This is a genomic window from Alteromonas sp. PRIM-21 (assembly GCF_027563165.1).
GTDB classification, from domain to species: domain Bacteria; phylum Pseudomonadota; class Gammaproteobacteria; order Enterobacterales; family Alteromonadaceae; genus Alteromonas; species Alteromonas macleodii_A.
Genome location: NZ_JADOEK010000011.1, coordinates 1 through 22,670, shown reverse-complemented (window position 1 = coordinate 22,670; position 22,670 = coordinate 1). Strand labels below are relative to the sequence as shown.

Sequence of the window (22,670 nt, the reverse complement as noted above, 5' to 3'; positions counted from 1 at the left end):
GCATTTACATGGTAGTAAAAATTATGCCCAAAGGCATAATAAAAAATAACCCGCCTACATAAGCTGCGCCATACATTTTTCGTTCTGCAGCAATAACCGATAGTTGGTAAGACAAATTAAGTGGAATATTGCGCAACAAGGGTAACCCGTAAATTAGCGTAACGCCCAAAACGTTATAAATAAGGTGTACCAGCGCAATTTGCAACGCGAAACCGCTGTTTATGCCAGCTACGCCTAATGCCGCAATAAGCGCCGTTATACAGGTTCCTATATTCGCGCCCAGAGTAAACGGGTAAATTTCCTTAGCTTTTAAAATGCCACTGCCCACCAACGGCACCATAAGTGACGTTGTGGTTGATGATGACTGCACTAACACAGTCATTACTGCACCTGAGGCAATGCCGGAGAGCGGCCCCTTACCAATACTGGTATGTAGGAGCGCTTTTGCCTTACCTACCATAAGCGATTTCATAATCTTACCCATGTAAGTAATAGAAAGCATGATTAAGCCTATGCCAAGAATGATTTTGGCTACCCCCGGATAAATGGAGGGTAAAAATGAAAAGCCTTGAGTAATAAGGTCGGTAATGGGTTGGGTCGTCGCTTTTATTGGGTTAAAGCCCCCTACTCCCATCGCTTCACCCGTGTGGAGCAGAGCAACTAACTGGCCGCTCAAAAACTCTAAAATTCCGAACGCCATCTCCAGCGGCAAGAATATCAACACTGATAACACGTTAAAAAAGTCATGGATTGTTGCTGCATTGAAAGCTCGTTGAAATTCCTCTTTTCTTGCAACATGCCCTAGACTAACCAAGGTGTTAGTTATGCTGGTTCCAATATTTGCTCCCATCATCATGGGTATAGCAATGGTTATTGGTAAGCCACCCGCCACCATCCCAACTATAATTGAGGTAACTGTGCTTGAAGACTGAATAAGCGCAGTACAAACCATACCAATGATCAACCCCATCACAGGGTTAGAGGCAAAGCTGAAAAGAGTTTTAGCGTGATCGCCAGTGGCAAATTTAAAGCCGCTGCCAATCATACTGACGGCAAGCAACATTACATACACTAACAAGGCTAAAAGTAGCCATTTACGCCCATTGTGTGTGTGTTCTACCACATTGTTTTGAGCAGCTTGGGTTTGAGCGGCTTGGGGGTCAATCATTGACATAATACGCACAGATTCATACTTGAAAAATTTATAGTATGACGTGCGTATTACACAAAAATGACGATAAATACTCAGGGCTAGTTGTTATTTGATATACACCAAGTATCAACTAGCCCTAGTAAAGCTCGCCATTTTAAGCTGGAAAAGATTGCGTTTAGAAGCCTAACGGATATTGTCTGAAGACCTTGTGAACTTCCTCCAACGTCTCGTTTGAGAGCGTGATATCAAACGCATCGATATTTTCCTTTAACTGAGGCATTGTTGTTGCCCCAATAATAGTAGACGATACACCAGGTACCCGCTGACACCATGCTAGCGCTAATTGCGAAGGTGTTATTCCTGCTTTTTCTGCAATTTTCACATATTCTGCTGTAGCAGCCTGTGCAGGCGCTTTATCTCTGAAAAGTCCCATGCGCTGAGCTAGCGTCCACCGGCTACCTTCTGGTCGTGCGCCGTTTTGGTATTTGCCGCTTAGCATGCCTGTCGCTAATGGTGACCAAGGCAGGTAAGCGATATTTTCTAGTTCACACATTTCAATTAAATACGGCCAGTCTTTTGCGTGCAGTAAGCTGAACTCATTTTGAATAGACACCGGAAGGGGCATATCGAGCTCTTTGCAAAGGGTGAGAAAAATGTGAATGCCCCAAGGCGTATCGTCCGACAGCCCCCAGTGTCTTATTTTGCCTTCGTCTAATGCACCCTTAATTCCCATGAGAATATCGCGCATACCCTCTATTTCTTTTTCGCGATTCGTTTTCGTGGGATCCGCGCCATCAGGCCAATGCTTTCCAAAATGTGGCGTTACCCTGTTCGGCCAATGTAGCTGGTAAACATCAATATAGTCAGTATTTAAACGCTCTAGCGAATCAGTAAGCGCGTTGCTAACTGCATCAGACGTAATTGGCCCAGCATTGCGGATATACTTCAAGCCGCTGCCAGCAACTTTGGTCATCAATATAATATCTGAGCGCTTCGCTTCATTTCGCGAGATCCAATTACCTATAATTCGCTCTGTATCGCCATAGGTTTGCGCATTAGGGGGAACGGGGTACATTTCCGCGGTATCAAAAAAGTTAACACCTTTATCAAGGGCGTAAGCTATTTGTTCATCTGCATCTTGCTGGGTGTTTTGAATACCCCATGTCATTGTTCCTAAACAGATGTCTGACACCTGTAGGTCGCTATTTCCTAAGCGGTTAAACTTCATCTTTGCTTCTACCTTGGCTTATACCTTGTTAATGCAATAGTGAGTCGGCCGCTTTAGAAAATCTACCTACTTATAGCTTTTTTAAATGAAAGCTATGAGGCTTTCTTATTGGCCAACTCGGCTTCTACGCTGGCGAGGCGTGCCTCAATATCTCTTTTCGACTCGACCATTTCATTCGCCAGCTCTGCAAGTGACTTTAACTCTGCAAATCCTAACTTTCTGGTATCAATCATTTGATACTGACGTTTGCAGCGATAAAAGAAAGTAAGAAAGTTAACAAATGCTCGATGAAATGTCGCAAAACTCTTGATCAGCACCAGAATTAACACGACAGACGTAAGCGCGGCAATACTTAAACTATAAATACGTACTTTTGCTTCTTGTTGCTCAATCATGGGTTGCAAGGCGGCATCAACACCTCTTAGCTGAGTTTCAACATTGTGAGCGCTTTGTCTAAATTCTCCACGAAGCCCTTCATTATGAGTTACGCCATAGGTAGTAAATGCATCAACTAACTGTAAAAGCGCTTCTCTATACTGAACCAAAGTACCGTTCAATAAAGCGGTACCGCCATTTTCGGCCACTAAACGCTCACTCAACGTCATCATTTGCCTTGCGTGCACGCCTTCTTGGTTTATCTGATAGTTACGCGTTGCCAGTTGAATATTAGTCAACAGTTCACTCGCTTGCGAGCCTTGAGTAAGCTGCCCTTCGTTAAGGGTATTTTCTAACTCGGTAATACGTGCTCTTAAACCATCGTTTTGCGTTAAACCGATGCGCTCTTGAAGCGATACAACCTGTCGAAACGTGCCGCTATAGGCTTCCATCGAAGATGAAAGGCTTTCCACGTCAGCCACAGGCAATCTGTACTCATTAAATAAGGGAACAAGCGTTGTTAGCCGCCCTTTAAATTCATAGCTCCGCTCAAGGAACTTGTCGTAATAAACTGTCTCGTGGCGAAGAAGAAAGTCTTTTTCATGTCGTCGCATTTGCAGCAGATCTTGCCCCATTCTTAGCAATACATCTCGCTGCTGGTGTAACCCTATAAGTTGTTGGGTGAAGTAATGCTGGCTAACAACTAATACCCCCATACCAATAACGCAAACAAGGGTCATTAAAACTAGGCGAGATTTAATAGAATCGAACTTCATGACAAGCTCCTCTTGGGAGAAGGGCGAGCATTAGCTACATAAACAAAAGCTAATAAACGCTGAAAACACATCAACATACGTCAACAATATAGATGTTTAATACGCGTTTTATTATTAAACATTTGTAGCATTTTTGAACGTTCTGCTATTTAAAAAAATCTTATAATTAGGGTGAAACCCCTATGTTCTGACCCTTCTCAAAAAGTCACTATTAAGTCGTACATTGCTGCGATGACGTAACCCGATACCAAAGCAAACCGCAGCTTTTAGAATTTGGAGAAGAATATGAAGAAGTTCGCCCTATCTACCTTAGCTGCTGCAATGCTGGCAAGTCCTTCGGCTCACACGCTAGCCGACGCTTACATTGGCTCGCAAATGGCCGATAAACTAGTGTCTCTATCCCCTACAGAATCACTAATGGCGGTTGTTACGTACGATCAGATGTCGCCTCTTGCTGAATCTCAAATTACTCAACTATTAAACTTGGGGATTACAGAAGGCATTCAATTTAAAAACCTTCCAATTATTGGTGTAGTAGCCACTAAGGCACAAATTGAAGCTATTGCACAATTTGACGGGGTACGCTCAGTATTTGCAAACCGTGAGATGAGCTTATACAACGCAGACGCGCGTGAAATAACGGGTGTTGCTGATATGCAGGGCGAAGCATTTGCATCGCGCAACAATGTTGAATTTACTGGTAAAGGGTCAACGGTTTTAGTCATTGACTCTGGTATTGATGCTTCTCACCAAGACCACTTCTTTGGCGATACCGTTGTTGATAATGTGCAAGCGATCTTGAACCCAGGCGCATTGTCTATTGTTGGCATAACGGGCCCAACGCTATCTAACCAAGTAAATACCGACTTAAACTCAGGTCACGGTACTCACGTAACAGGCACTATTGCAGGTACTGGTGCTATGTCTGACGGCAAGCACCGCGGAGCAGCACCAGATGCTGATATTATTGGTTATGGTTCAGGGGCAGCGGTATTGCTACTTGATACCATAGGCGGTTTTGATTATGCGATAAGTAAGCAGTACACCTTTGATAACCCTATCAAAGTCATCAGTAATTCATGGGGCTCAAGCGGCAAGTATGAACCACTTGGCCCTGTATCGCTGGCAAGCTATAAAGCGCACACAATGGGAATGATTAGTGTCTTCGCGGCGGGTAACAGCGGCCCTGGTGAAGACTCACACAACCCATACGCACAAATTCCTTGGGGAATTTCTGTGGGTGCAGGCGATAAGTTTGGCAAACTTGCAGATTTTTCATCTCGTGGTCTTAAAGGCGAGTCTGGTGACTTTACTATGCCCGATGGCACTGAGTGGACGTATACAAACGACGTAACCGTTGTCGCTCCAGGTGTAGATATTATCTCTACTCGCGCAGTTTTAAATGCGGCAGCTAATGGCGGTGATGGGGATATTGGTGCGATAGAGCCGCAAAATATTCCTTTCTATACCATGATCTCTGGTACCTCTATGGCAACGCCACATGTCTCAGGCATCATTGCGTTAATGTTAGAAGCCAACCCGAACCTTGATAACCTAACCATAAAGCGCTTGCTTCAAGAAACTGCTACTAATATGCCTGGTTACGAGCGCTGGGAAGTGGGTGCGGGTTATGTTAACGCGCGCTCTGCGGTAGCTGCGGCCCTTCTTGAAGACATGGATCATAAAGTTACGGTTAACAATCTAGATGGCAAAAGCTTTAAAGCAAACGCGCTAGTGACCACCAGCGACCGTGTAGAAAACTTCGATGTTTTTTACTCTCCAGTAGGTGCTCCCGAAGTCATGGAGTTTGAAGTTGGAACAGAAGAAGTACTTGTTAAAGCGTCTGCCGATAGTTTCGCAAACTTAACCAAGCTTGTTCTTGTTGCGCCAGACGGCACTGAATATCGCGGCAATCTTACAACGCCTGTGCTTACAACTACCATGCGTGTCGCTGCTCCTGCGATGCCGGGCACTTGGGGCGTATATGTCTATGGGTTGACGTCGCTGTCTGGTATCGAGGCCGACCCATTGGGTTTAACTAACGGCCCAGGCCTGCCTGAAACGTTCAACGTAACTGTATCGTTTGAAAATAGCGGCGGCTTTGAAGGTATGGATGATGTGGAAGGTCATCCTCAGCAAAACGCCATTGAATTCGCCGTTAGCGAACGCCTAATGGATGCCATCAACAGCCGTGGTTTCTCGCCTGACGCCCGTCTTAAACGTAAAGACTTTGCTCGCTATGCAGTAATGGGCGGTGCAGTAAGACAATACCGTGACCTGCTAAATGAGGAGCGCCTTAACATTGGCTCTGTTCCCGGGTTTGATAAAGCGTTTGTAGAATCGGTCATGGTTAAAGGTGGTGCACTTAAAGATAAGCTTCGTACACAAGCACCTGTTCTAAGAAGCGTAGACGGTAGCGCAGCCCCCTTTGCTAGCGTAACCAAGTTAGACATCGCTTATTCACTAGTGCAAATGTTAGGCCTTGAAGAAGCAGCACTTAGCTTCGACCCCAGTGCAGACATTGTTGTTGACTATAATGGTGAACAAATCATTCTAGAAGACCAAGAAAGCATTCCGGCTGATATGAAGGGATATGTGCAGTTAGCGCTGACGTTGTCTCTTATTAACGCTGAGTTTGGTGTAGAGCAAAGCCCATTTAGCATTACGCCAACTATTACTGCGAGCTTTGCGCCAGATACAGTAATAACTAGAGCGCATTATGCTGTACTCGCTTCACGCTTTTTCACCCAATATTTTGAATAAAATCGCAAACCACTGAAAACGGTGCCATTATACTAATTGATAATGGCACCATTATGGGTTAAATTTTAACCAACACTGAAAGAGGTCATCCTATGATGTTTACTGCGATGAAATTCAGACAACTTACTACTGTTGTTGCCACCACTGCATTACTTCTGCTTTCAACCGCGCAAGCACAGGTAGTTACTCCTGCAACCCTAACTGTCGATGACAATAAGATTCAGGCGAAGCTTGCGCTTACCAGCTTAATCGAAGTTGATTTGACCGTTGAGTTTGAAAACAGTATTGGTCTTAATGCTAACAATATTGATATTACTGCAGAGCTGCTAGACCCAGCAGATTTAACTATTACAGACCGTCTGCCTTCAGCACTAACAAGTGCCGTTTCAGGCTTCCCTGTGCTTGTTTCTATTTCGCCGAAAACAGATGCAGGGTTTGGTTTTGAAGGTTTAGCGACGGTTGAGCTGTACACCAAAGCCATTCACTACACCCCAACCATTCCGTGGCGTTTGTTTACGTCGCACGACGGCGGGCAATTTGAAGACATAACTGTACTTATGTCGTCTGGAAGTATTCGCGCGCGCGGTAGCACGGGTCAATTTTCTGATTTCATTATCTTGCTCGACAATCGTCCTTCAACTACTGTCATTAACGACAAAGTTGCCTCTTTAAGTACGACAGTTAATGATAATCGCGACAAAATAGCACCGCTGTTAGAAGCAGCTATTGATAGCGGAATAAATGACATACAGTCAGCGTTGGCGATAAACGATGACGGTGCAGCATTAACTGCGGTTGATAGCCTTATCACACTTGTTGATAGTGCTTCTGGAAGCCAGATTGCCGACGTATGGCGGTCAAGCGGCGACGTAGTTAATGTAAAAGGTTTACTTCTTACTCAACTGCAAACATTACGTTTTAGTTTAAGAACACTGTAAATAGCCCTGTTGACCTTAAATCCACACTGTTTTTCGAACAGCCACACGGGTCTAGGGTCAACTTGGCTTCGTGCCTATCCGGGTATGGTGTAGGTTGCAAGAACAATAAAAATTCAGCGGCAGTTACATTATGAGGGTGATGCTATGCCATTACAGTTTGCCTTTACAGAAAGCAACGGAAGCGTAAGTGAGCACTTGCTTTTTGAGGGCCGTGAATATCAAGTTGGGCGCGCTGATAGTGCCGACATCGTTATTCCTCACCCTCAAGTCTCTCGCTCTCATATTGTCTTGCGCGCCGCAAAACATGCTGACAACGACCACATCTGGCAATTGGACGACACCAGCTCTACAGGGTGCTTCAGCAACGTAGGTATCCCCGTAAAACACCTTACGCTAGACAAACCTCACGTATTGCAACTTGGTCCAATTCCTTGTGAATTCACGCCTGTCGCATTCAATAATGTAGTTAAACTTGATAGCCAACGTGAATGGCGTAAGCAGCAACTAAAGCGATATCAAAACCAGCTACAGCATTGTGATAACAGTACTGCACTTATTAACCTCGCCAGAGAGTGTCTAACTCAGTCGCTCGGGTGCGAGCGCGCTTCGCTCATTCTGTTTGATAAAATAAATAACTATCAGCTTGGTGTAGGTTATGAAGATTGGATGCAGGGCGATGACTTTACGGGCAGCCGCACTATCATCAATCAATGTATGCAGACAAATGCCGTTCGCGCTATAGGTAATATTGTTTGCGACAACACGCTTAATAAGCAGCACAGTATCATTAACCACGGTATTCAGGCAGCCGTTTGTGTACCCGTATGTTTGGATGAAAAGCCTATTGGTGTTTTATATGCTGACTCTGTTTTAGGGCGACGTTACTTCACTCAAACGGACATAGAATTTGCCACCTCCTTAGCAAATATGATTTCCATGCGTTTGTTATTCCACACAATAGAGCATAAACTTTCACTTATAAGCTAGAATAAAAGCAATAACGATTAAGCCAGTCGACCATTTGTTATACCTATGGTTAACAGGCCTGCGTGGCGTAAACCGTATTTGAGTTGCTTCGTCGCGTTAATTAGTGAAGTGTGGAGAAGGCTTTGAACAGGCCAGATGTATTCTCGTCGCAACAAGATTCCCTTAAAACTGAAGCCTTAGCTTTAGGGCCATCTATTGCGCCAAATTCACGCCTAGCTAACCGTTTTCTTATAGTAGAACAGTTAGGCTGTGGCGCCCAGGCTAGTGTTTATAGTGCGCTTGACGAGCTACTTGATGTGAAAGTGGCGCTGAAAGTGATAGAGGGTGGTGCTAGCGACCCGGTTAAAATGCAAACTATCCGCAATGAAGTCAATATTGCCAGACAGCTTCAACACCCCAATATCATTCGTGTACATGATGTTTTCTCTGACGGAGATACTGCATTCTTTACCATGGCTTTCATAGAAGGGGAGCCTCTTTATACGCGCCTTCAAAAGCCTATCAGCAAGACCGATTTCGATAAGTGGCAACAACAGCTTATTGAGTCCTTACTTGCATGTAAATCCATAGGTATTAAGCACGGCGATATAAAGCCAGACAATATCCTTATTGACCATAATGAAGATATTAAGCTTATCGACTTTGGCATTGGTCAAAGCGCGGCTTCGGGTATCCAAACCAGCGGGCATCAAGGCTACACAGCTCCTGAAGTTATTCAAACCGGAAAAGCAAGTGAGCACTCTGACACCTATAGCCTAGGTAAAGTGTTAGAAGACATGTTGAGCTGTGTTGAAAAAGAAGGCGTTGGCATCTCCCATTACTTGTGGTTGAAAAAGCGCAAAACCTGCATTGCTCAATTAACCCATCACTTACCGGCCAAAAGGCTTTCGCTGGAAGAAGCCCTTAGCGTTAATGCCAGAGCCCTCAGCGTTAACGGTAGTACCCTCAGCGATAATGGCAGCACTAACGTAACTAACAAAACCCTTGTTGTGTTTTCTGTAATTGCTTTACTGGTATTAGTGTTAAGTGCCAGTATTTTTTCCTTCGCTTGGTATCAAAAAAGCCATCCAAAACTAGCGACAAATAGCCCTATTCAGCTTTTGGTATTGAACGACCCTCAGTATCCGCTTTTAGAAACCATTAACACGTTACTTCGCTACCCTTTGTCTACCCACCCTAATATAGTGTTAGATAATAAAGAACACACTCAAGCTTTGGTAAGCAATTTAGCGTTATCCCCCTTTACAAGTGAAAATGATCGTACTGATTTGGCCGCTACGCTTGCAGTTAATAGCGTATTGCTTCTTGATGCTACGCCTACCAGTAATAGTGCGTACTTGCTTCACGCTAGCGTACTCAGTATGCCTGCCAATACGCCTATTTTTACGGTGTCGCACAATGTAAATGCAAACACCCTTTCAAAGGATTTGGGGGAATTTTCTAATAAATTAATCCAGCAACTATTTGATGCAGTTGAATCTCAATCCCCCCAACCACTTCCTGATTTACGTTATCTAGATGCGTTGGATAGCGCATGGCAAAAGGGTGAAACATTAAATAGTGCAGATGCTATTGATGCCATTATAGCGACAACTCCCGATTACCCCGGCGGGTGGGTAGCCGATGCCCGCAATAGGATGAATATTGGCGACTATGATGGTGCCAGACAGGCACTGGAAACCTTAACCAGCATTTCAAACTTAGCACCATATTGGCGTCTACAAAGTGAACTTCTAAGGGCCGAACTTAATGAAGATTTAGCCCTTGCAAAACAATCGATAGATGCACTGGTTTCTCAATACCCCAACCGACCAGACTTACTATCAATGCGGGCCGACATATACCAGTGGGCGGGCGAAGATGCCAAAGCGATGGCTGACTACAAAGCCGCATTAGCCCTTCGCCCTAATAACGGACAACTATGGTTTGAGCTGGCTCGTTTGCAGATTATTAACGGAGATATAGAAACAGCCACCAGCGATTCGTTAACGCGCGCACTGGTGGCATTTCGACAGGCCAAGGATACCCAAGGTGAAAGTTTAGTGCTGAATGCCTTTGGCATTGCCTACCTGCGAACGGCCGACAATGTAGCTGCGGCGCGTTATTTTGAAGATGCGCTGGCGCTGCGAGATGCGAAAACACAGCCTTCTCAGCGGGCCAAAACCTTAGCAAACTATGCTATTGCTACGTCACTCACAGGCGACTACACCACTGCTGAAGCGTCGCTAGAAGAAGCAGTAAAACTACTTCACGATTTAGGTGACTTGGCACAAGAAGCGCATGTGAACGACACCCTAGGCTTTATGTTTGAAGAACGAGGACAGTTTGCAAGAGCGTTAGATTATTACAAACGAGGCCTTGATATTCGTGTTCAAACCGATGACAAAGTACTTCAGCCCCAAAGCATGAGCAACGTGGCCTACATGCACTTTTTAATTGGTGATATTTCACTTGCAGAAATATATTGGCAGCAGGCTAAGATGTTATTTGAGAGAAATGGTGATGAATCTCACCTGCTTCGAACCCAGCAAAACCTTGCGCAACTGAGTTTAGTAAAGGGTGATAAAAACACTGCTTCAAGGCAGCTAACAACTGTTGATAAGAACCTAGGTACCCAGCATAACCAAGAAAAAATGATAAATCACCTTCTGTTCAGCTATTTAAACTTTGCAAACGGAAATTTAAATGAAGCTACACAACATGCCGCAAAGGCGAAACGGTTAGCACAGGAGTCTGAAGACAGCCGCGCAAAAACAGAAGTTTTACTCTGGGAGGGTGAAATATGCTTGTTAACTGCAAACTGGTCGTGCTTAGAGAAGCGTCTTGATTCCGTATTGCCCACCATTAGCGAAGAACGTCACGAGCAATTCGCCGTTTACCAATGGCTAACTTTAGGGTTAAAGCATCATCAAGGTAACCTTAACGATGAAAGTGACAACATCTACAAAACGCTTCTAAACAACGACAATGTACCCGCGATCACCGAAACAAAGATTTTGCTCGATATGCAGCAGCGTCTGTCTTTAGGCGCTTCGAGCAGTATTATGGAGAAGCTTAACTCTCTTATTAAACCCACTTATTATCAACAATATTTACAGTGGCTGTATATAAAAGCGTCGTTAGGTGATGAAGCATCTGTTGAAAAACTCAAGCAAAAGCTCGCGCTATACCCTTCATATTGGCGTAATCACCTATACTATCGCGCTATTCCCGGCAAAGAAGATACCGTAAATAAGTTAACAACGCAGTGGCTGTCTCAATTACCTGAAAAACAAACTGGTGACTACAGGAACGCTTATTTTGAGTGATTTAGCCAAAGAAATAGAGAACATTAAGGCACTACAGGCAACACTTCAAGCGCGACTAGACGCTGATCAGGAAGTACTTCAGCAGCTTGCAAAGCGCCTTTGGGCTCAGCAAGAGTCGGAAAAAGCTAAGCTTTCAAGAGAGTTGCACGATGGTATTGGGCAGTTGCTTACAGGCCTTACCAGACGACTGCAGGCGCTCTCATCTTCCTCGCCTGAAATTGAAGCCCTACACGGTATCGCTGAGATGGCGCTAAATGACGTGAGGCAACTGTCGCGACTTATGAGCCCCACCATTCTAGATGACCTTGGCCTTAAACCCGCACTGAACTGGCTGTGTCGGAACCTGCTTAGTGGTGAAGATATGGCGTATAACACTGACATAAATCTACCCACAGACCTCTCGAAAGACATAAGCACCCTGTTATTCAGAATTGCGCAAGAGACATTGGTGAATGCTATAAAACACAGCGAAGCAACACACCTTACACTGACGGTTTCTTACCACCATAACGTTATTCGTTTAGATATTCTTGATAATGGTGTAGGGTTTGATAGTAGAACAATAGAGCCCGGCATTGGTCTTTCAAGTATTCGCGATAGAGCCGAAGCGTTCAACGCTACGCTAGAAATAGATTCAGCTGTAGGGCAAGGCACAAGAACAACAGTAACGGTACCTGTATGACAATTCGAGTAGTGCTAGCCGACGATCATGTACTCATGCGTCAAGGCGTATCTCAAATGCTAAATGCAAACCCAGATATTGATGTGGTCGGAGAATGTGATGACGGTGTTGAGCTTATTGCAGCGGTGCTAAAACTCTCCCCCGACGTTATTTTGATGGATATTTCTATGCCGCGCATGAGCGGGCTTGTTGCCATTGATAAAATATTGTCCCAGCGCAGTGATGCAAAGATATTGGTACTGTCTATGCACAACGAAGTGGAATATATAGAGGCCATGCGCGACGCGGGCGCAAAGGGCTATATTTTAAAAGAGTCGTCTGGCGATAGCTTAGTCGATGCGATAAAAAAAGTGGCGGCCAACAAAACCTCTTTTCCCGACGAATTAACCCAGTCATCCAATGAGCAGTGTCAAAAGCACGTATCGCCGCTAAGCGTATTGACGCGAAGAGAACGAGAAGTTTTTTTCTTAGTTGCCGCAGGCAACACCAGTAAGAAGATAGCTGAGCTACTGGACATGAGCCTTAAAACCGCAGAAAACCATCGAAGTAATATTTATAAGAAGCTCAATTTAAGCAGTTCCGCAGAACTTATCAGAATGGCTGGAAAGGCAGGCTTGCTAGAGTAGCTGTACCCGCTTTTAGGTTGAAGCACGGCTTCCCTTCCCCCGCAAACTACACGAGATCTGGTTGCGACATTCAAAACCTTCAGCAGCAGGGTACGGCTGCAGAACGCCCATGGATAAATTCTAATGTTAAGCGATAAACTTTCGGCGAAACCTAAACAAAAAAGGGGCCTTGCTTCATTTGCCTCCCCCCCTCTTTAAAAATTACGCGAGGGCCGGTTGTAACATTCAAAACCCTCAGCAGCAGGGATACTGCTGTGGAGCGCCCATGGATAAATTCTAATGTTAAGCGATAAACTTTCGGCGAAACCTAAACAAAAAAGGGGCCTTGCTTCATTTGCCTCCCCCCCCCTCTTTAAAAATTACGCGAGGGCCGGTTGTAACATTCAAAACCCTCAGCAGCAGGGATGCTGCTGTGGAGCGCCCATGGATGGGTTTACCGCGTGTTTTGAGTGTTACAACCGGCCCTCAACCCTAAGGACTAAAGTTCTGCGTATTGGGTTAGGATAAACGCAGCTTCGCCTCGTGATACGCCATCTTGTGGTTTAAAGAAGGCTTTAAGTGTAGGCTGCAGGTCAAATGGACCTTGCTCTACTTTCACTTCCACCTGCATTATCCCTGCAGCTAAAGCTTGTTGAACATGGCCGCGATACTCAGGTGCAATTGCGTCTGTGTCTTCAACTTCCACCGCTTCACCCAGCACGATAGCGATAACCTTTTCAGAGTCAAAGTTGTTCGCTGCATCTTCAAGGCCTAATGCTTGAACCATTGAGTACGCCATTTCTTCTTTGCTTACTTGCATGTTGCTATCAAAGAAGTCGCCGTCAAATTGCATTACCGGTTGCGTATTCATCTCTAAATCACCTAATACAGCGCCAGTTGCTGTTGCTGAATTTACCGCGGCAGCGTTTTCTGCACTCACATCAGTGAAGTTCACTGTATTACCGTCGTTGGTTTGACGAAGGTTTGCACTAAGCGCTAGCGTATCAGCAAGCTCTACACGCGTTAACGGTGCATCTGGTGCAAAACCGCTTTCCTTTGCGTCCATTAGCTCATTCGCTACTACGTATTCAATGAATGGTTTAGCAGGGTGGTTTGCTGCATCTTCAATACCGGTATAGCCTGATGTGACTAACAAGCGAATGTTCACGTCGTTAGTACCAGGAATACCTACACCGTTTGTAACACCGAGTGGGTCAACTGATACACCACTAATGCTACCAATACCGCGGCTGTATAGTTTCCATGTACCCGGCATACCCGGTGCAGCTGTACCAACAGAAGAACCTAAAACAGGTAGGCCAATGCCAGAACCGTAGGTATTTCCTGCCGGGTCTTCTAATACGAACGCTGTTGCCGTTTCAATTGACGCGCTTGCCACCACCATAGATACGTCAGACGTTACCTCAAACTCTTCTACTGGTGACTCACCAACAGGAAGATAAGTTGTAGGTAGCGTAAAGCTATCGCCTTCAGCAACGTTAGCAAATGCGTTAAATTCGCGATTTTTCTTCACGGTATCGCCGAATACTTCTTCACCCTCAAGCACTGCAGTTACCGCAGCATAGGCGTTAACATAACCTGCACCCACTTCCCAATCGTCCATACCAGCCATTGGTGTTGCGGTTTCCTGAAGAATGCGTTTTACATCTTCCCACTGAAGGTTTGGATTTGCTTCTAGCATTAGCGCCACAATACCTGACACATGCGGCGCCGCCATTGAAGTACCGCTAGATACGGTATAAAACGGCAAGTGTTGTGGTTCAATCATTTCCGCGTCGTCAGCTGCGCTCAAACCGCCTAAGCTAGACAGTGATGCACGTGCAGATATAACGTCTACCCCAGGTGCCGTAACGGTAGGACGATCTTCCCACGTGAACACCTCGCCATCCACAACTGCCTGCCCACCTTTTCCGTCGACACCACGAGAACTAAAGTCAGCTAGCTCGCCTTGCTTGTTGCCCGCAGCCACTGTAATTACCCAAGGTGCCTTTTTAAAGTTACCGGTAATAGTTGATTCACCTGGACCTGAGTTACCTGCCGAGAACACGGTAATAATACCGTTGTCTGCCAGAGCTTTAGTCACAACGTTTGTTGGATCGTCTGGGTTAAAGTCTGTACCTACATCACCTGTGTTACCGAACGAGTTAGAGATAACACGAATGTTGTAATCGAACTGGTGTGTTAACGCGTAGTCGAAGCCACCGATGGTATCTAAAATGAATAGACCTGCGCCCGAGCCATAACCAATGATGTCTGCACCCGGTGCTACACCGGCGTGTAATCCACCGCTCTTGGCGCCGTTACCGCCTACTGTGCCAGCTACGTGTGTTCCGTGACCGCCTAGAATATCAGTGTTAGATACGTTTTCTTGGTATGTAATCGGCAAAATGCCGCTATAGCTATTTAGGTTCACCTGCGCTAGTACGTTTTGTACAACGTGATCAGGGAATGCTAAATCGCCATGTGTGCCATCAACACCCGAGTCGTTTACTACTACGCCAATGCCTTTACCTGATACTGGCATGCCGTTAATGCGAATATCGCGATCAGCCTGTAGTGCCTGTACGCCGGTAATTTGGGTAGACTCATGGTTCTCTAGTTCTAGCGGATCGTTGTTCCACACTGACACCACGTCATCGCGCTGATAAAGTGCTTCAACTTGCTGTTTGTTGGCTAACACACCAACAATAGGCACGTTACGTAGGCTAACACCGCCAGTGATACCTAACGATTCAAGTGCTGTAATTTGTTCTGTTGTGGCAGGTCCCTTACCTTCAAATGTAACAATAACTTGTTGTAGTTCTAGTGGCGAAGCAGCAAGTGCGTCGGCTAATGTTTTATCGAAAGTTTTTGCATTCACCATGCTCGCTGGTAGGGCACAAGCAATAGCAACTGATAATACTGTTTTTTTATTAAGGAACTTCATAATACACCTCTCTTTGAGTACCCCTTGAGTATTTAACATCCCAAAAGGCAAAACTATGGGGGGTTCCCCCTATTCGAAGTGATTTATAAAGCACAATAAAAACATAAAGTTAGAACGAAAAAAGCCCTCGCAAACGGAGGGCTAAAAACACCAACTATCGAGAAACATTGATAGTGTGGAGGGAACGAACGCGGTACAAGAAATAAAGCGTTTACTGCAATTGAAAAGGCTTTAGTGTTTGCGCTTCCTCATTGAGGTAAACGCGAACAAAACTAGCATTGCTGTAGCGAAGGAAGCAGGTTCACTCACTTGTGTTGAGCCATTGTTAGAGCCATCATTAGGCTCGACAGTTTTAACCAATTGAAACAAGCCGCCCGCACAGCGGTCGCCATTTTCAAAGAAAACACAAGTATCTGTTGAGCCTAGACCGGCTAAACCTGAACTAATAGTGAACTCGTATGGAACGCTTGAGTCTTCAATAAATAGTTGAAAACCTTCACCGCTTTCATCACCAAACACACCATTTTCTAAATCAACTATCGCAAACTCATCTATATCGTCTTCTAAAATATTATAAGTCGTACCATTGAACTCTAGCTGAAAGAAAAATGATAACCACGTGCTCATATCGAACTGGGTTTCGTTTTCATCAAAAGTGATTTGCCCAATTAAACTGGTTTCGTCAGCTTCGTCACCTAACACTAATCGTGTGAAATCATAGGTGATTACGCCAGCGAAAGAGGATGATGCAAAAAAGATAAAAAATGCTGCAAGTAACGTTCTCATAGTAAACCCACTTCTAGATTCTTATGGGCTTAGTATTGAACTTACTGCATTGAATACAAATAGGGAGTTCCCCCTAGTTGTATTCAATGCTATCTAATATGACGCGGTTTAATTAGCGTTTTGTTCGCGTAGTACTTTCGCTAGTTCGTAATTACCTTGCGAAAGAGCGATATCGGCAACCGAATTTCCTGCTTTATCCATGTGAGCTGGATTTGCCCCTTTGTCGATAAGCGTATTTATAATTTCTTGTCTGTCGAAAAGGCTTGCAAACATTAACGCGGTTTGCCCCTGTGCGTTTTCTTCGTCTATGTCGCAATCGGCAAAAACCAGTTGCTTAGCTACACTAACGTGACCTTTAAATATGGCCCCCATAAGTGCGGTGTTTCCGCGGTTGTCTTCTTGACATGGGTTGGCATTAGCTTCATCGATTAGAAAATTTACGGTGTCGGTGTGCCCATGGTATGCCGCAAGAATAAGTGCGGTATAGCCTTTATCATCGGCTACATTAACATCTAGACCGGCTTGATAAAATGCACCTAGCATGGCGCTATCACCATCTCGCGCTGCATCAAAATAGCGAGCTTTCAAGGTCTCCATATTAGGCCTAGTTGCACTTTGTTGAGTATTAGCCTGAGTGGTTGTTTCAGCTGCCGCACTAGTATAAAAACTGGTGAAGGTGGCAACGACGAACAGTGCTGCCGTAAGTGTTTGCTTTAAATAAGACATTGTGCCCCCTTACTGGTAAATCTAAATTTAAGTATTAAATGATTGGTTTCAGCTTTTGCGTTAGGGAAAAGCGAGAGCGAATTAACGCTGTTAAATAGCTCCCGCTGCTCTTTTGCAATTTAGCTTATTGCATAAGTGCCGTTAGGCTTTCTGCAACTTGCTTTGCTTTGGCAGCACGTGCTGCTTGTTGCTCCATCAAGTCTTTAGCAGTTTGGCGAACTTTCGACATTGGCGCTTTAGCTAGTTTAGCTACGCCCTTGCCGTAGTTCTTATCTGCGTTGTACATAAAAGCACTAATGATTACGCGAATCTCTTCTTCAGGTACCGATGCTAACGCTCCGCCTAAGTTACTAATCAGGTGCGCTTGACCTTCTTTAGTCAGGTTTCTGAAAAACTCACCCGCTTGCTTAAAGTTCTGTTCTTTATAGAACGGAATTTGTTGTGTCATACCTGCAAGCGGCTTGCTTGAATAACGAAACGCTGGGTCTTCGTTAAGATCAAGACGACGGCTTGGTTGATAGTTCACATCGCGATTAGAGCTAGTTGTACGAAGCTGACCGTGTTGCTCGTGGTTATTGATAACGGCATTTTTCGGCGCGTTAATCGGAATGCGGTACGCATTAACGCCTAAACGATAGCGCTGCGTGTCGGCATACGAGAACAAACGACCTTGAAGCATTCTGTCTTCTGATGGCTCAATACCTGGAATTAAGTTGCTTGGTGCAAATGCCGCTTGCTCAGTTTCTTCAAAGAAGTTGTCTGGTACACGGTTAAGCACTAAACGACCAATTTTCTTAGCAGGAACCAAAGATTCAGGCCAAATTTTAGTAGTATCAAGTGGGTTAAACTCGAAATCATCTAACTGTTCTGGCTCTAACTCTTGAAGATATAGATCCCAAGATGCTGTTTCACCTTTTTCACCGATACGGGTATACACATCAGTGGTGTGCGGCTGGAAGTCCATACCTTGAACTTTCATTGCTTCTTCAGCAGAGAAGTTCTTAATAGGTTGGTTTGCTTTCCAAGTAAACTTCACGTACTTGTAATTACCTTCGTCATCAACAAATTTGAATGCGTGAACACCTGAGCCGTCCATATTTAAGTAGCTTGCTGGTGTGCCGTAATCAGAGAAAAGCATGGTTAACGTATGCGTTGACTCTGGCACGTGCGAGAAGAAATCAAAAATACGCTTCGCGTCTTGCTTGTTCGTCACTGGAGATGGTTTAAATGCGTGAACCATATCAGGGAATTTAATTGCATCGCGAATAAAGAATACTGGGAAGTTGTTACCTACTAGATCCCAGTTTCCTTGTTCGGTATAAAACTTCACCGCAAAACCACGTGGGTCACGCAGCGTCTCTGGCGATAAATGTCCATGAACTACTGATGAAAAACGAACAAATACTTCTGTCTTTTTACCTTCGCCTTGAAATGGTGCGGCTATCGTCTCGTCAGATAAATCGACATAGTTTTCGTAGTAGCCGTGGATACCAACACCACGGGCGTGAACAACGCGTTCTGGAATACGCTCACGGTCGAATGCCGCTAACTTTTCAATAAGGTGAGAGTCTTGCAGTAATACTGGACCCCATGGACCCGCCGTTTGCGAGTTCTGGTTATCACCTACCGGTGCGCCATTTTGGCGAGTTAGTGTATCTGCGCTTACACCTAAAGTAAGCATACTGGCAGCAACGCCGCCTAATACGAATTTAGTTAAGGTTGATTTCATTGTGGTTCTCACAGCTGTACTCCTACATGAAGGTTGGTACGAGGTTTAGGGGCTTTCACTTCTACGCATACTTGGTCGCCGTAATAGTTATCAGCGTAATTACATTGCGTTTGAATTGGTTGATTCGTGGTGGAGGAAACACGATGGCTATTTGCCGTTGTTAGCTTTTTTAATAGTGCGCTCATTTCGCTCTCCTTGTTAAGTTGAGAGCATTATCATTAATTGAGTAAAACTATTAAAACGATATAATATGATTCAATTGATTAAATAAAGCGATTGTAAATATGCTGGCTAATCACATTATTTTATGAACGAAAGTGATAGCTATTGCGGTGGGAAAGTGAAGGTTATCTGTCTTTTTAAGACTAGTAAGTATGGTAAGGCTAAGTGTTTGAGAAAAAATGTGGCAGCGTTTTTGTCAAAACGCCGCGCATGAAATCATTTAAAAAACTTAAGCATTAAGCCAAGGGCCGGTAATTGCCAACGTTTTCGTTGGTGAGTAAATATTGACGAAAAGCGTATTGCCATCAGGCGAGAAACACGCGCCTGCTAGTTCTGTTTGCGCGTGTAATTTAGCAAAGTTGTATACTTCTCCGCTTGGCGTAACACCACGCAAATGGTTATCAACTATGTCGGTGTATTGATCTTCGCACACTAATAAATGCCCGTTCGGGCACACAGTTAAATTATCGCCAAAGTTGTACAGATTCTTGTCTTCACTTTCTAAAAACAGCTGAAGCTTGTCTTGTTTACCATCTGCAGATGGAACAAGCTTCATTACCTGACCTAGCTGCTTTTCCCCGCCATTGGTACAGCAGAAATAAAGCTCATCTTCGCCCCAGTGTATGCCTTCACCCCGAGCGAAAAGCGCAGCCCCTTTATCATACCCTTGCACGCGTAAATCATCATTAGGGCTCTCTGGGTTATCTAACGCTACCCACTCAACATCGAACCATTTAGCTACAGGCATAGCATTGCCATTCCAGTTACGTGTATCGAACTGAGACTTCCCTTTTACTACCAAAGCTTCTAACTGACCGCCAGCCGCTAAGTTGCCGTACTCGTTGGGTACAAAGCGATAAAGCAAACTATCGCCTCTGTCTTCGGTTAAATAAACAATACCGGTTTTGGGGTCGACACAAGCCGCTTCGTGGTTAAAACGCCCCATGGCTTTGAGTGGCTTTGCTTTTATTAATGAGCTCGCATTGGCAGGCACTTCAAAGATATAGCCGTGGTCGTTATTTACTACATCGCCGTTAGGGCCATGAGGACGGTCTACCGATTCTTCACACGTTAGCCACGTACCCCAGGGCGTAATGCCGCCTGAACAATTTCTTACGGTACCAGCCAAGCTAATAAACTCTTTTTCGACCTTTTGAGTGCTAAGGTTATACACCATGGTTGTGGTACCGCCGGGTAAAGCAATGCCATTAGCGTAACTGTCATAAGCTAAGTCGCTGGTATGCGCTTGGATAGACTCAGGCTGTGCACTTAAATGTTTAGGGTGTAGTTCATGATTGCGTATTAGCGCCACTTTGTCGCTACTATCATCTATAGGCAGGCAACCCATCCCATCCGCTCTATCAGGTACGTGCATACCGTCAGACATCGCATTGCCTAGACTTGAGATAACTTTATAGCTAAAGCCTTTGGGTAAATCGAGCAGCTTTTGCGGGTCGGCAACGAGCGCGCCATAACCTTCACTAATCGGCATTGACGCCAAATTCATTTTCTTACCAAAAGCACTGGTCGCTAGCCCACCAAATGCCAAAGAGCCTACTAAAAACTGGCGTCGTGTAATCATGAAAATCTCGTTAAACGTTAAACAATAAAGCCGGGCATGATAGCCATTAATTGTTACAGTATAACAACACTATAAGAAATCATTGGCAAGTGACATTCGTATTTTATAGGCAGACAGCTTAGGGAAAGCGGTTAATGGGGAAGATCTCTAGCAACTACCCTATAGTTTTTCAGCCAAACGAGGCGGGTAGTAAAAAGGTTTACAATCTACAACTTTAAAATGTCGAGCATCGATATGTTCGGGGTTCAATACAAAGTTAAATTCACCTGGACAAACACTTGATGGTACCTGTAGTACAGCAGAGGACTTATTTTGAAGCCAAGTCGTACCGAGCTGTTGGGTATGCTGCGAGTATGGCATAGCATCCCAGCCAGTAGGCATTTCGTTGACTGATAAACGTTTTATACGAACTTCTTCCGACAATAGAACTGTGGTGATAGTGAGGTCCTTTTTTAACACTTCAGATGAGTCATTAACTAATCGCTCTAACATCGCTAAAGCCCGACTGCTAGCAGTATAGACAACAGACTGCCCTGTATAGTGCCAACGACCCTCACAATAATGGCCGCCTATTCCATTGAGCGCGTTATCGCTAGAGTTGTTCTTTCTTGGTGCTATACGATAGACAAGCACTAGGCTACGAAACCGTATTCTAAGCCTAGTACAATACGCTTGATCAAGGCGCGACCACTGGCTGACTCTAATACAGAGACAGGGGCTGAATTATTGAATTGGACGTGAGGAGTGTTTAACCAAAGGTTCCAACGTTCTACGCTTTTAAAGTAAGCGATACCAAGGTTCATTAGTCGGGCCACATCAAGTGTATTTTCACTCACCTGTGGACTTAGATGTTTGTTATCCCTAGCATATCTTTCCAGCGTCTTAGGTGTAGTACGTATAAATTTAGCAAATGCTTTTCGGTCCCATCTCATTATGGATTCAAGACGCTTTATTCTATTGACTGGAAAACCTTTGCGGACTGCCTCAACTTCGTCAAACGGTGACGATAGCTTGTTTAACAGCCCACCGCTAACGATTTCAACCAAATCGACCTCGTTATCGTAAGTCCCGTCTCTCTTGTTTTCACTTACTTTCATAGCGCCTCCAATAGACATATATACCTAAATATAGAGACAAATGTCGCTACTATCAACTGAACTTGAGATCGGATCCCTTTCTCCTAATAGCTTTCGTTTTACATAGATTAAAAGAAGTGAGCATATGCCCTCGCCCCTCTCTATCACGGGGATACGGCGTCGGTGTTCTTACTTAAAAGCTAGGATGGGTCAACAAGGTGTTACTTCTTCTCCCCCTCAAACGTTTTGCTACACCAATCAAGGAGGGAGTGGAGCCCCATCAAAAACTGATCGCAGCAGGGAGGCTGCTGCGAAGCCGCCATGGATGGCTTTACGGCGTATTGCTCCCCTCCTCTTCAAGCTTTTTGCTATGCATCAAAAGGGAGTGATTGTTGTGCCTTCTGAAACCCGACACCGCAGGGATGCGGTGTCGGAGCCCCCATGGACGGGTTTACGGCGTCTTACTTCTTCTCCCCCTCAAACTTATTGCTATGCCGGTCAAGGAGGGAGTGAAGCCCCATCAAAAACTCTCAGCAGCAGGGACGCTGCTGCGAAGCCGCCATGGATGGCTTTACGGCGTGTTTTTGATGGGGCTTCACTCCCGAAGTTCCAAATCGCAGGCATAAAAAAAGCGCACCTAAGTGCGCTTTTTTTGGCTTGTGTTGCTAAGTCTAGATTAGTCTAGGATCTTAGATACAACACCAGCACCTACTGTACGACCACCTTCACGGATTGCGAAACGAAGACCTTCTTCCATCGCAATCGGAGCAATTAGCTCAACTTTGAA

Annotated in this window: 18 protein-coding genes; 6 read left to right on the top strand and 12 right to left on the bottom strand. The window is 44.9% G+C overall.

Annotation, left to right across the window (positions count from 1 at the left end):
- Nucleotides 1-4: 4 nt before the first annotated feature.
- The 3 genes from IW644_RS15135 to IW644_RS15125 all read right to left on the bottom strand — a co-directional run bounded on the left by IW644_RS15135 (nucleotide 5) and on the right by IW644_RS15125 (nucleotide 3,532).
- Nucleotides 5-1,174, bottom strand: a complete 1,170-nt coding sequence (locus IW644_RS15135) for a Na/Pi symporter (RefSeq protein WP_269918293.1) — start codon at nucleotides 1,172-1,174, stop codon at nucleotides 5-7.
- A 154-nt stretch (nucleotides 1,175-1,328) separates the two neighbouring features.
- The gene (locus IW644_RS15130; protein WP_269918292.1) at nucleotides 1,329-2,381 is read right to left on the bottom strand and encodes an aldo/keto reductase; all 1,053 of its coding nucleotides are present in this window, start codon (nucleotides 2,379-2,381) and stop codon (nucleotides 1,329-1,331) included.
- Nucleotides 2,382-2,473: 92 nt separating this feature from the next.
- Nucleotides 2,474-3,532, bottom strand: a complete 1,059-nt coding sequence (locus IW644_RS15125; protein WP_269918291.1) for a chemotaxis protein — start codon at nucleotides 3,530-3,532, stop codon at nucleotides 2,474-2,476.
- A 285-nt stretch (nucleotides 3,533-3,817) separates the two neighbouring features.
- Here IW644_RS15125 and IW644_RS15120 point away from each other — a divergent pair, with 285 nt between their 5' ends.
- From IW644_RS15120 to IW644_RS15095, 6 genes are all read left to right on the top strand, one after another.
- Complete coding sequence (locus IW644_RS15120) at nucleotides 3,818-6,295, top strand: S8 family peptidase (protein ID WP_269918290.1); 2,478 nt, start codon at nucleotides 3,818-3,820, stop codon at nucleotides 6,293-6,295.
- A gap of 92 nt (nucleotides 6,296-6,387) precedes the next feature.
- Nucleotides 6,388-7,233, top strand: coding sequence for a DUF6689 family protein (locus IW644_RS15115; RefSeq protein WP_269918289.1), 846 nt, complete (start codon nucleotides 6,388-6,390; stop codon nucleotides 7,231-7,233).
- Nucleotides 7,234-7,377: 144 nt separating this feature from the next.
- Nucleotides 7,378-8,220 (top strand): GAF domain-containing protein, encoded by an 843-nt coding sequence (locus tag IW644_RS15110; RefSeq protein WP_269918288.1) that lies wholly within the window; start codon nucleotides 7,378-7,380, stop codon nucleotides 8,218-8,220.
- A 122-nt stretch (nucleotides 8,221-8,342) separates the two neighbouring features.
- On the top strand, nucleotides 8,343-11,528 hold the full coding sequence (locus IW644_RS15105; RefSeq protein ID WP_269918287.1) for a serine/threonine-protein kinase: 3,186 nt from the start codon (nucleotides 8,343-8,345) through the stop codon (nucleotides 11,526-11,528).
- On the top strand, nucleotides 11,521-12,210 hold the full coding sequence (locus tag IW644_RS15100) for a sensor histidine kinase (RefSeq protein ID WP_269918286.1): 690 nt from the start codon (nucleotides 11,521-11,523) through the stop codon (nucleotides 12,208-12,210). Before IW644_RS15105 ends, IW644_RS15100 begins: the two co-directional genes overlap by 8 nt.
- The gene (locus IW644_RS15095; RefSeq protein WP_179984671.1) at nucleotides 12,207-12,836 is read left to right on the top strand and encodes a response regulator; all 630 of its coding nucleotides are present in this window, start codon (nucleotides 12,207-12,209) and stop codon (nucleotides 12,834-12,836) included. The genes IW644_RS15100 and IW644_RS15095 overlap by 4 nt, the downstream gene beginning before the upstream one ends.
- A 478-nt stretch (nucleotides 12,837-13,314) precedes the next feature.
- On the opposite strand, the gene IW644_RS15090 is transcribed toward IW644_RS15095, so the two are convergent.
- The 9 genes from IW644_RS15090 to IW644_RS15050 form a co-directional block, all read right to left on the bottom strand.
- The gene (locus tag IW644_RS15090) at nucleotides 13,315-15,762 is read right to left on the bottom strand and encodes a S8 family serine peptidase (RefSeq protein ID WP_269918285.1); all 2,448 of its coding nucleotides are present in this window, start codon (nucleotides 15,760-15,762) and stop codon (nucleotides 13,315-13,317) included.
- A gap of 231 nt (nucleotides 15,763-15,993) precedes the next feature.
- Nucleotides 15,994-16,548 carry a hypothetical protein gene (locus IW644_RS15085; RefSeq protein ID WP_269918284.1) on the bottom strand — a complete coding sequence of 185 codons (555 nt, stop codon included), beginning with the start codon at nucleotides 16,546-16,548 and terminating at the stop codon, nucleotides 15,994-15,996.
- Nucleotides 16,549-16,656: 108 nt separating this feature from the next.
- Nucleotides 16,657-17,274 (bottom strand): ankyrin repeat domain-containing protein, encoded by a 618-nt coding sequence (locus tag IW644_RS15080; protein WP_269918283.1) that lies wholly within the window; start codon nucleotides 17,272-17,274, stop codon nucleotides 16,657-16,659.
- A 124-nt stretch (nucleotides 17,275-17,398) separates the two neighbouring features.
- On the bottom strand, nucleotides 17,399-19,015 hold the full coding sequence (locus IW644_RS15075) for a catalase (protein ID WP_269918282.1): 1,617 nt from the start codon (nucleotides 19,013-19,015) through the stop codon (nucleotides 17,399-17,401).
- Nucleotides 19,012-19,188 carry a hypothetical protein gene (locus IW644_RS15070; RefSeq protein WP_179984675.1) on the bottom strand — a complete coding sequence of 59 codons (177 nt, stop codon included), beginning with the start codon at nucleotides 19,186-19,188 and terminating at the stop codon, nucleotides 19,012-19,014. Before IW644_RS15070 ends, IW644_RS15075 begins: the two co-directional genes overlap by 4 nt.
- Nucleotides 19,189-19,454: 266 nt before the next feature.
- Entirely contained in the window at nucleotides 19,455-20,807 is a 1,353-nt protein-coding gene (locus IW644_RS15065) for an alkaline phosphatase PhoX (RefSeq protein ID WP_269918281.1), read from the bottom strand.
- Nucleotides 20,808-20,966: 159 nt separating this feature from the next.
- The gene (locus IW644_RS15060) at nucleotides 20,967-21,440 is read right to left on the bottom strand and encodes an RES family NAD+ phosphorylase (protein WP_269918280.1); all 474 of its coding nucleotides are present in this window, start codon (nucleotides 21,438-21,440) and stop codon (nucleotides 20,967-20,969) included.
- Nucleotides 21,440-21,904, bottom strand: coding sequence for an antitoxin Xre/MbcA/ParS toxin-binding domain-containing protein (locus IW644_RS15055; RefSeq protein ID WP_269918279.1), 465 nt, complete (start codon nucleotides 21,902-21,904; stop codon nucleotides 21,440-21,442). The genes IW644_RS15060 and IW644_RS15055 overlap by 1 nt, the downstream gene beginning before the upstream one ends.
- Before the next feature lie 655 nt (nucleotides 21,905-22,559).
- On the bottom strand, nucleotides 22,560-22,670 hold a 111-nt coding region (locus IW644_RS15050), incomplete at its 5' end, for a hypothetical protein (RefSeq protein ID WP_269918398.1).

What these genes read in the sequence shown, in the direction of transcription:
- IW644_RS15080 (WP_269918283.1), bottom strand. Translation starts at nt 17,274, where the DNA reads ATGTCTTATTTAAAGCAAACACTTACGGCAGCACTGTTCGTCGTTGCC.
- IW644_RS15085 (WP_269918284.1), bottom strand. Translation starts at nt 16,548, where the DNA reads ATGAGAACGTTACTTGCAGCATTTTTTATCTTTTTTGCATCATCCTCT.
- IW644_RS15055 (WP_269918279.1), bottom strand. Translation starts at nt 21,904, where the DNA reads ATGAAAGTAAGTGAAAACAAGAGAGACGGGACTTACGATAACGAGGTC.
- IW644_RS15110 (WP_269918288.1), top strand. Translation starts at nt 7,378, where the DNA reads ATGCCATTACAGTTTGCCTTTACAGAAAGCAACGGAAGCGTAAGTGAG.
- IW644_RS15115 (WP_269918289.1), top strand. Translation starts at nt 6,388, where the DNA reads ATGATGTTTACTGCGATGAAATTCAGACAACTTACTACTGTTGTTGCC.
- IW644_RS15090 (WP_269918285.1), bottom strand. Translation starts at nt 15,762, where the DNA reads ATGAAGTTCCTTAATAAAAAAACAGTATTATCAGTTGCTATTGCTTGT.
- IW644_RS15070 (WP_179984675.1), bottom strand. Translation starts at nt 19,188, where the DNA reads ATGAGCGCACTATTAAAAAAGCTAACAACGGCAAATAGCCATCGTGTT.
- IW644_RS15130 (WP_269918292.1), bottom strand. Translation starts at nt 2,381, where the DNA reads ATGAAGTTTAACCGCTTAGGAAATAGCGACCTACAGGTGTCAGACATC.
- IW644_RS15065 (WP_269918281.1), bottom strand. Translation starts at nt 20,807, where the DNA reads ATGATTACACGACGCCAGTTTTTAGTAGGCTCTTTGGCATTTGGTGGG.
- IW644_RS15125 (WP_269918291.1), bottom strand. Translation starts at nt 3,532, where the DNA reads ATGAAGTTCGATTCTATTAAATCTCGCCTAGTTTTAATGACCCTTGTT.
- IW644_RS15095 (WP_179984671.1), top strand. Translation starts at nt 12,207, where the DNA reads ATGACAATTCGAGTAGTGCTAGCCGACGATCATGTACTCATGCGTCAA.
- IW644_RS15120 (WP_269918290.1), top strand. Translation starts at nt 3,818, where the DNA reads ATGAAGAAGTTCGCCCTATCTACCTTAGCTGCTGCAATGCTGGCAAGT.
- IW644_RS15135 (WP_269918293.1), bottom strand. Translation starts at nt 1,174, where the DNA reads ATGTCAATGATTGACCCCCAAGCCGCTCAAACCCAAGCTGCTCAAAAC.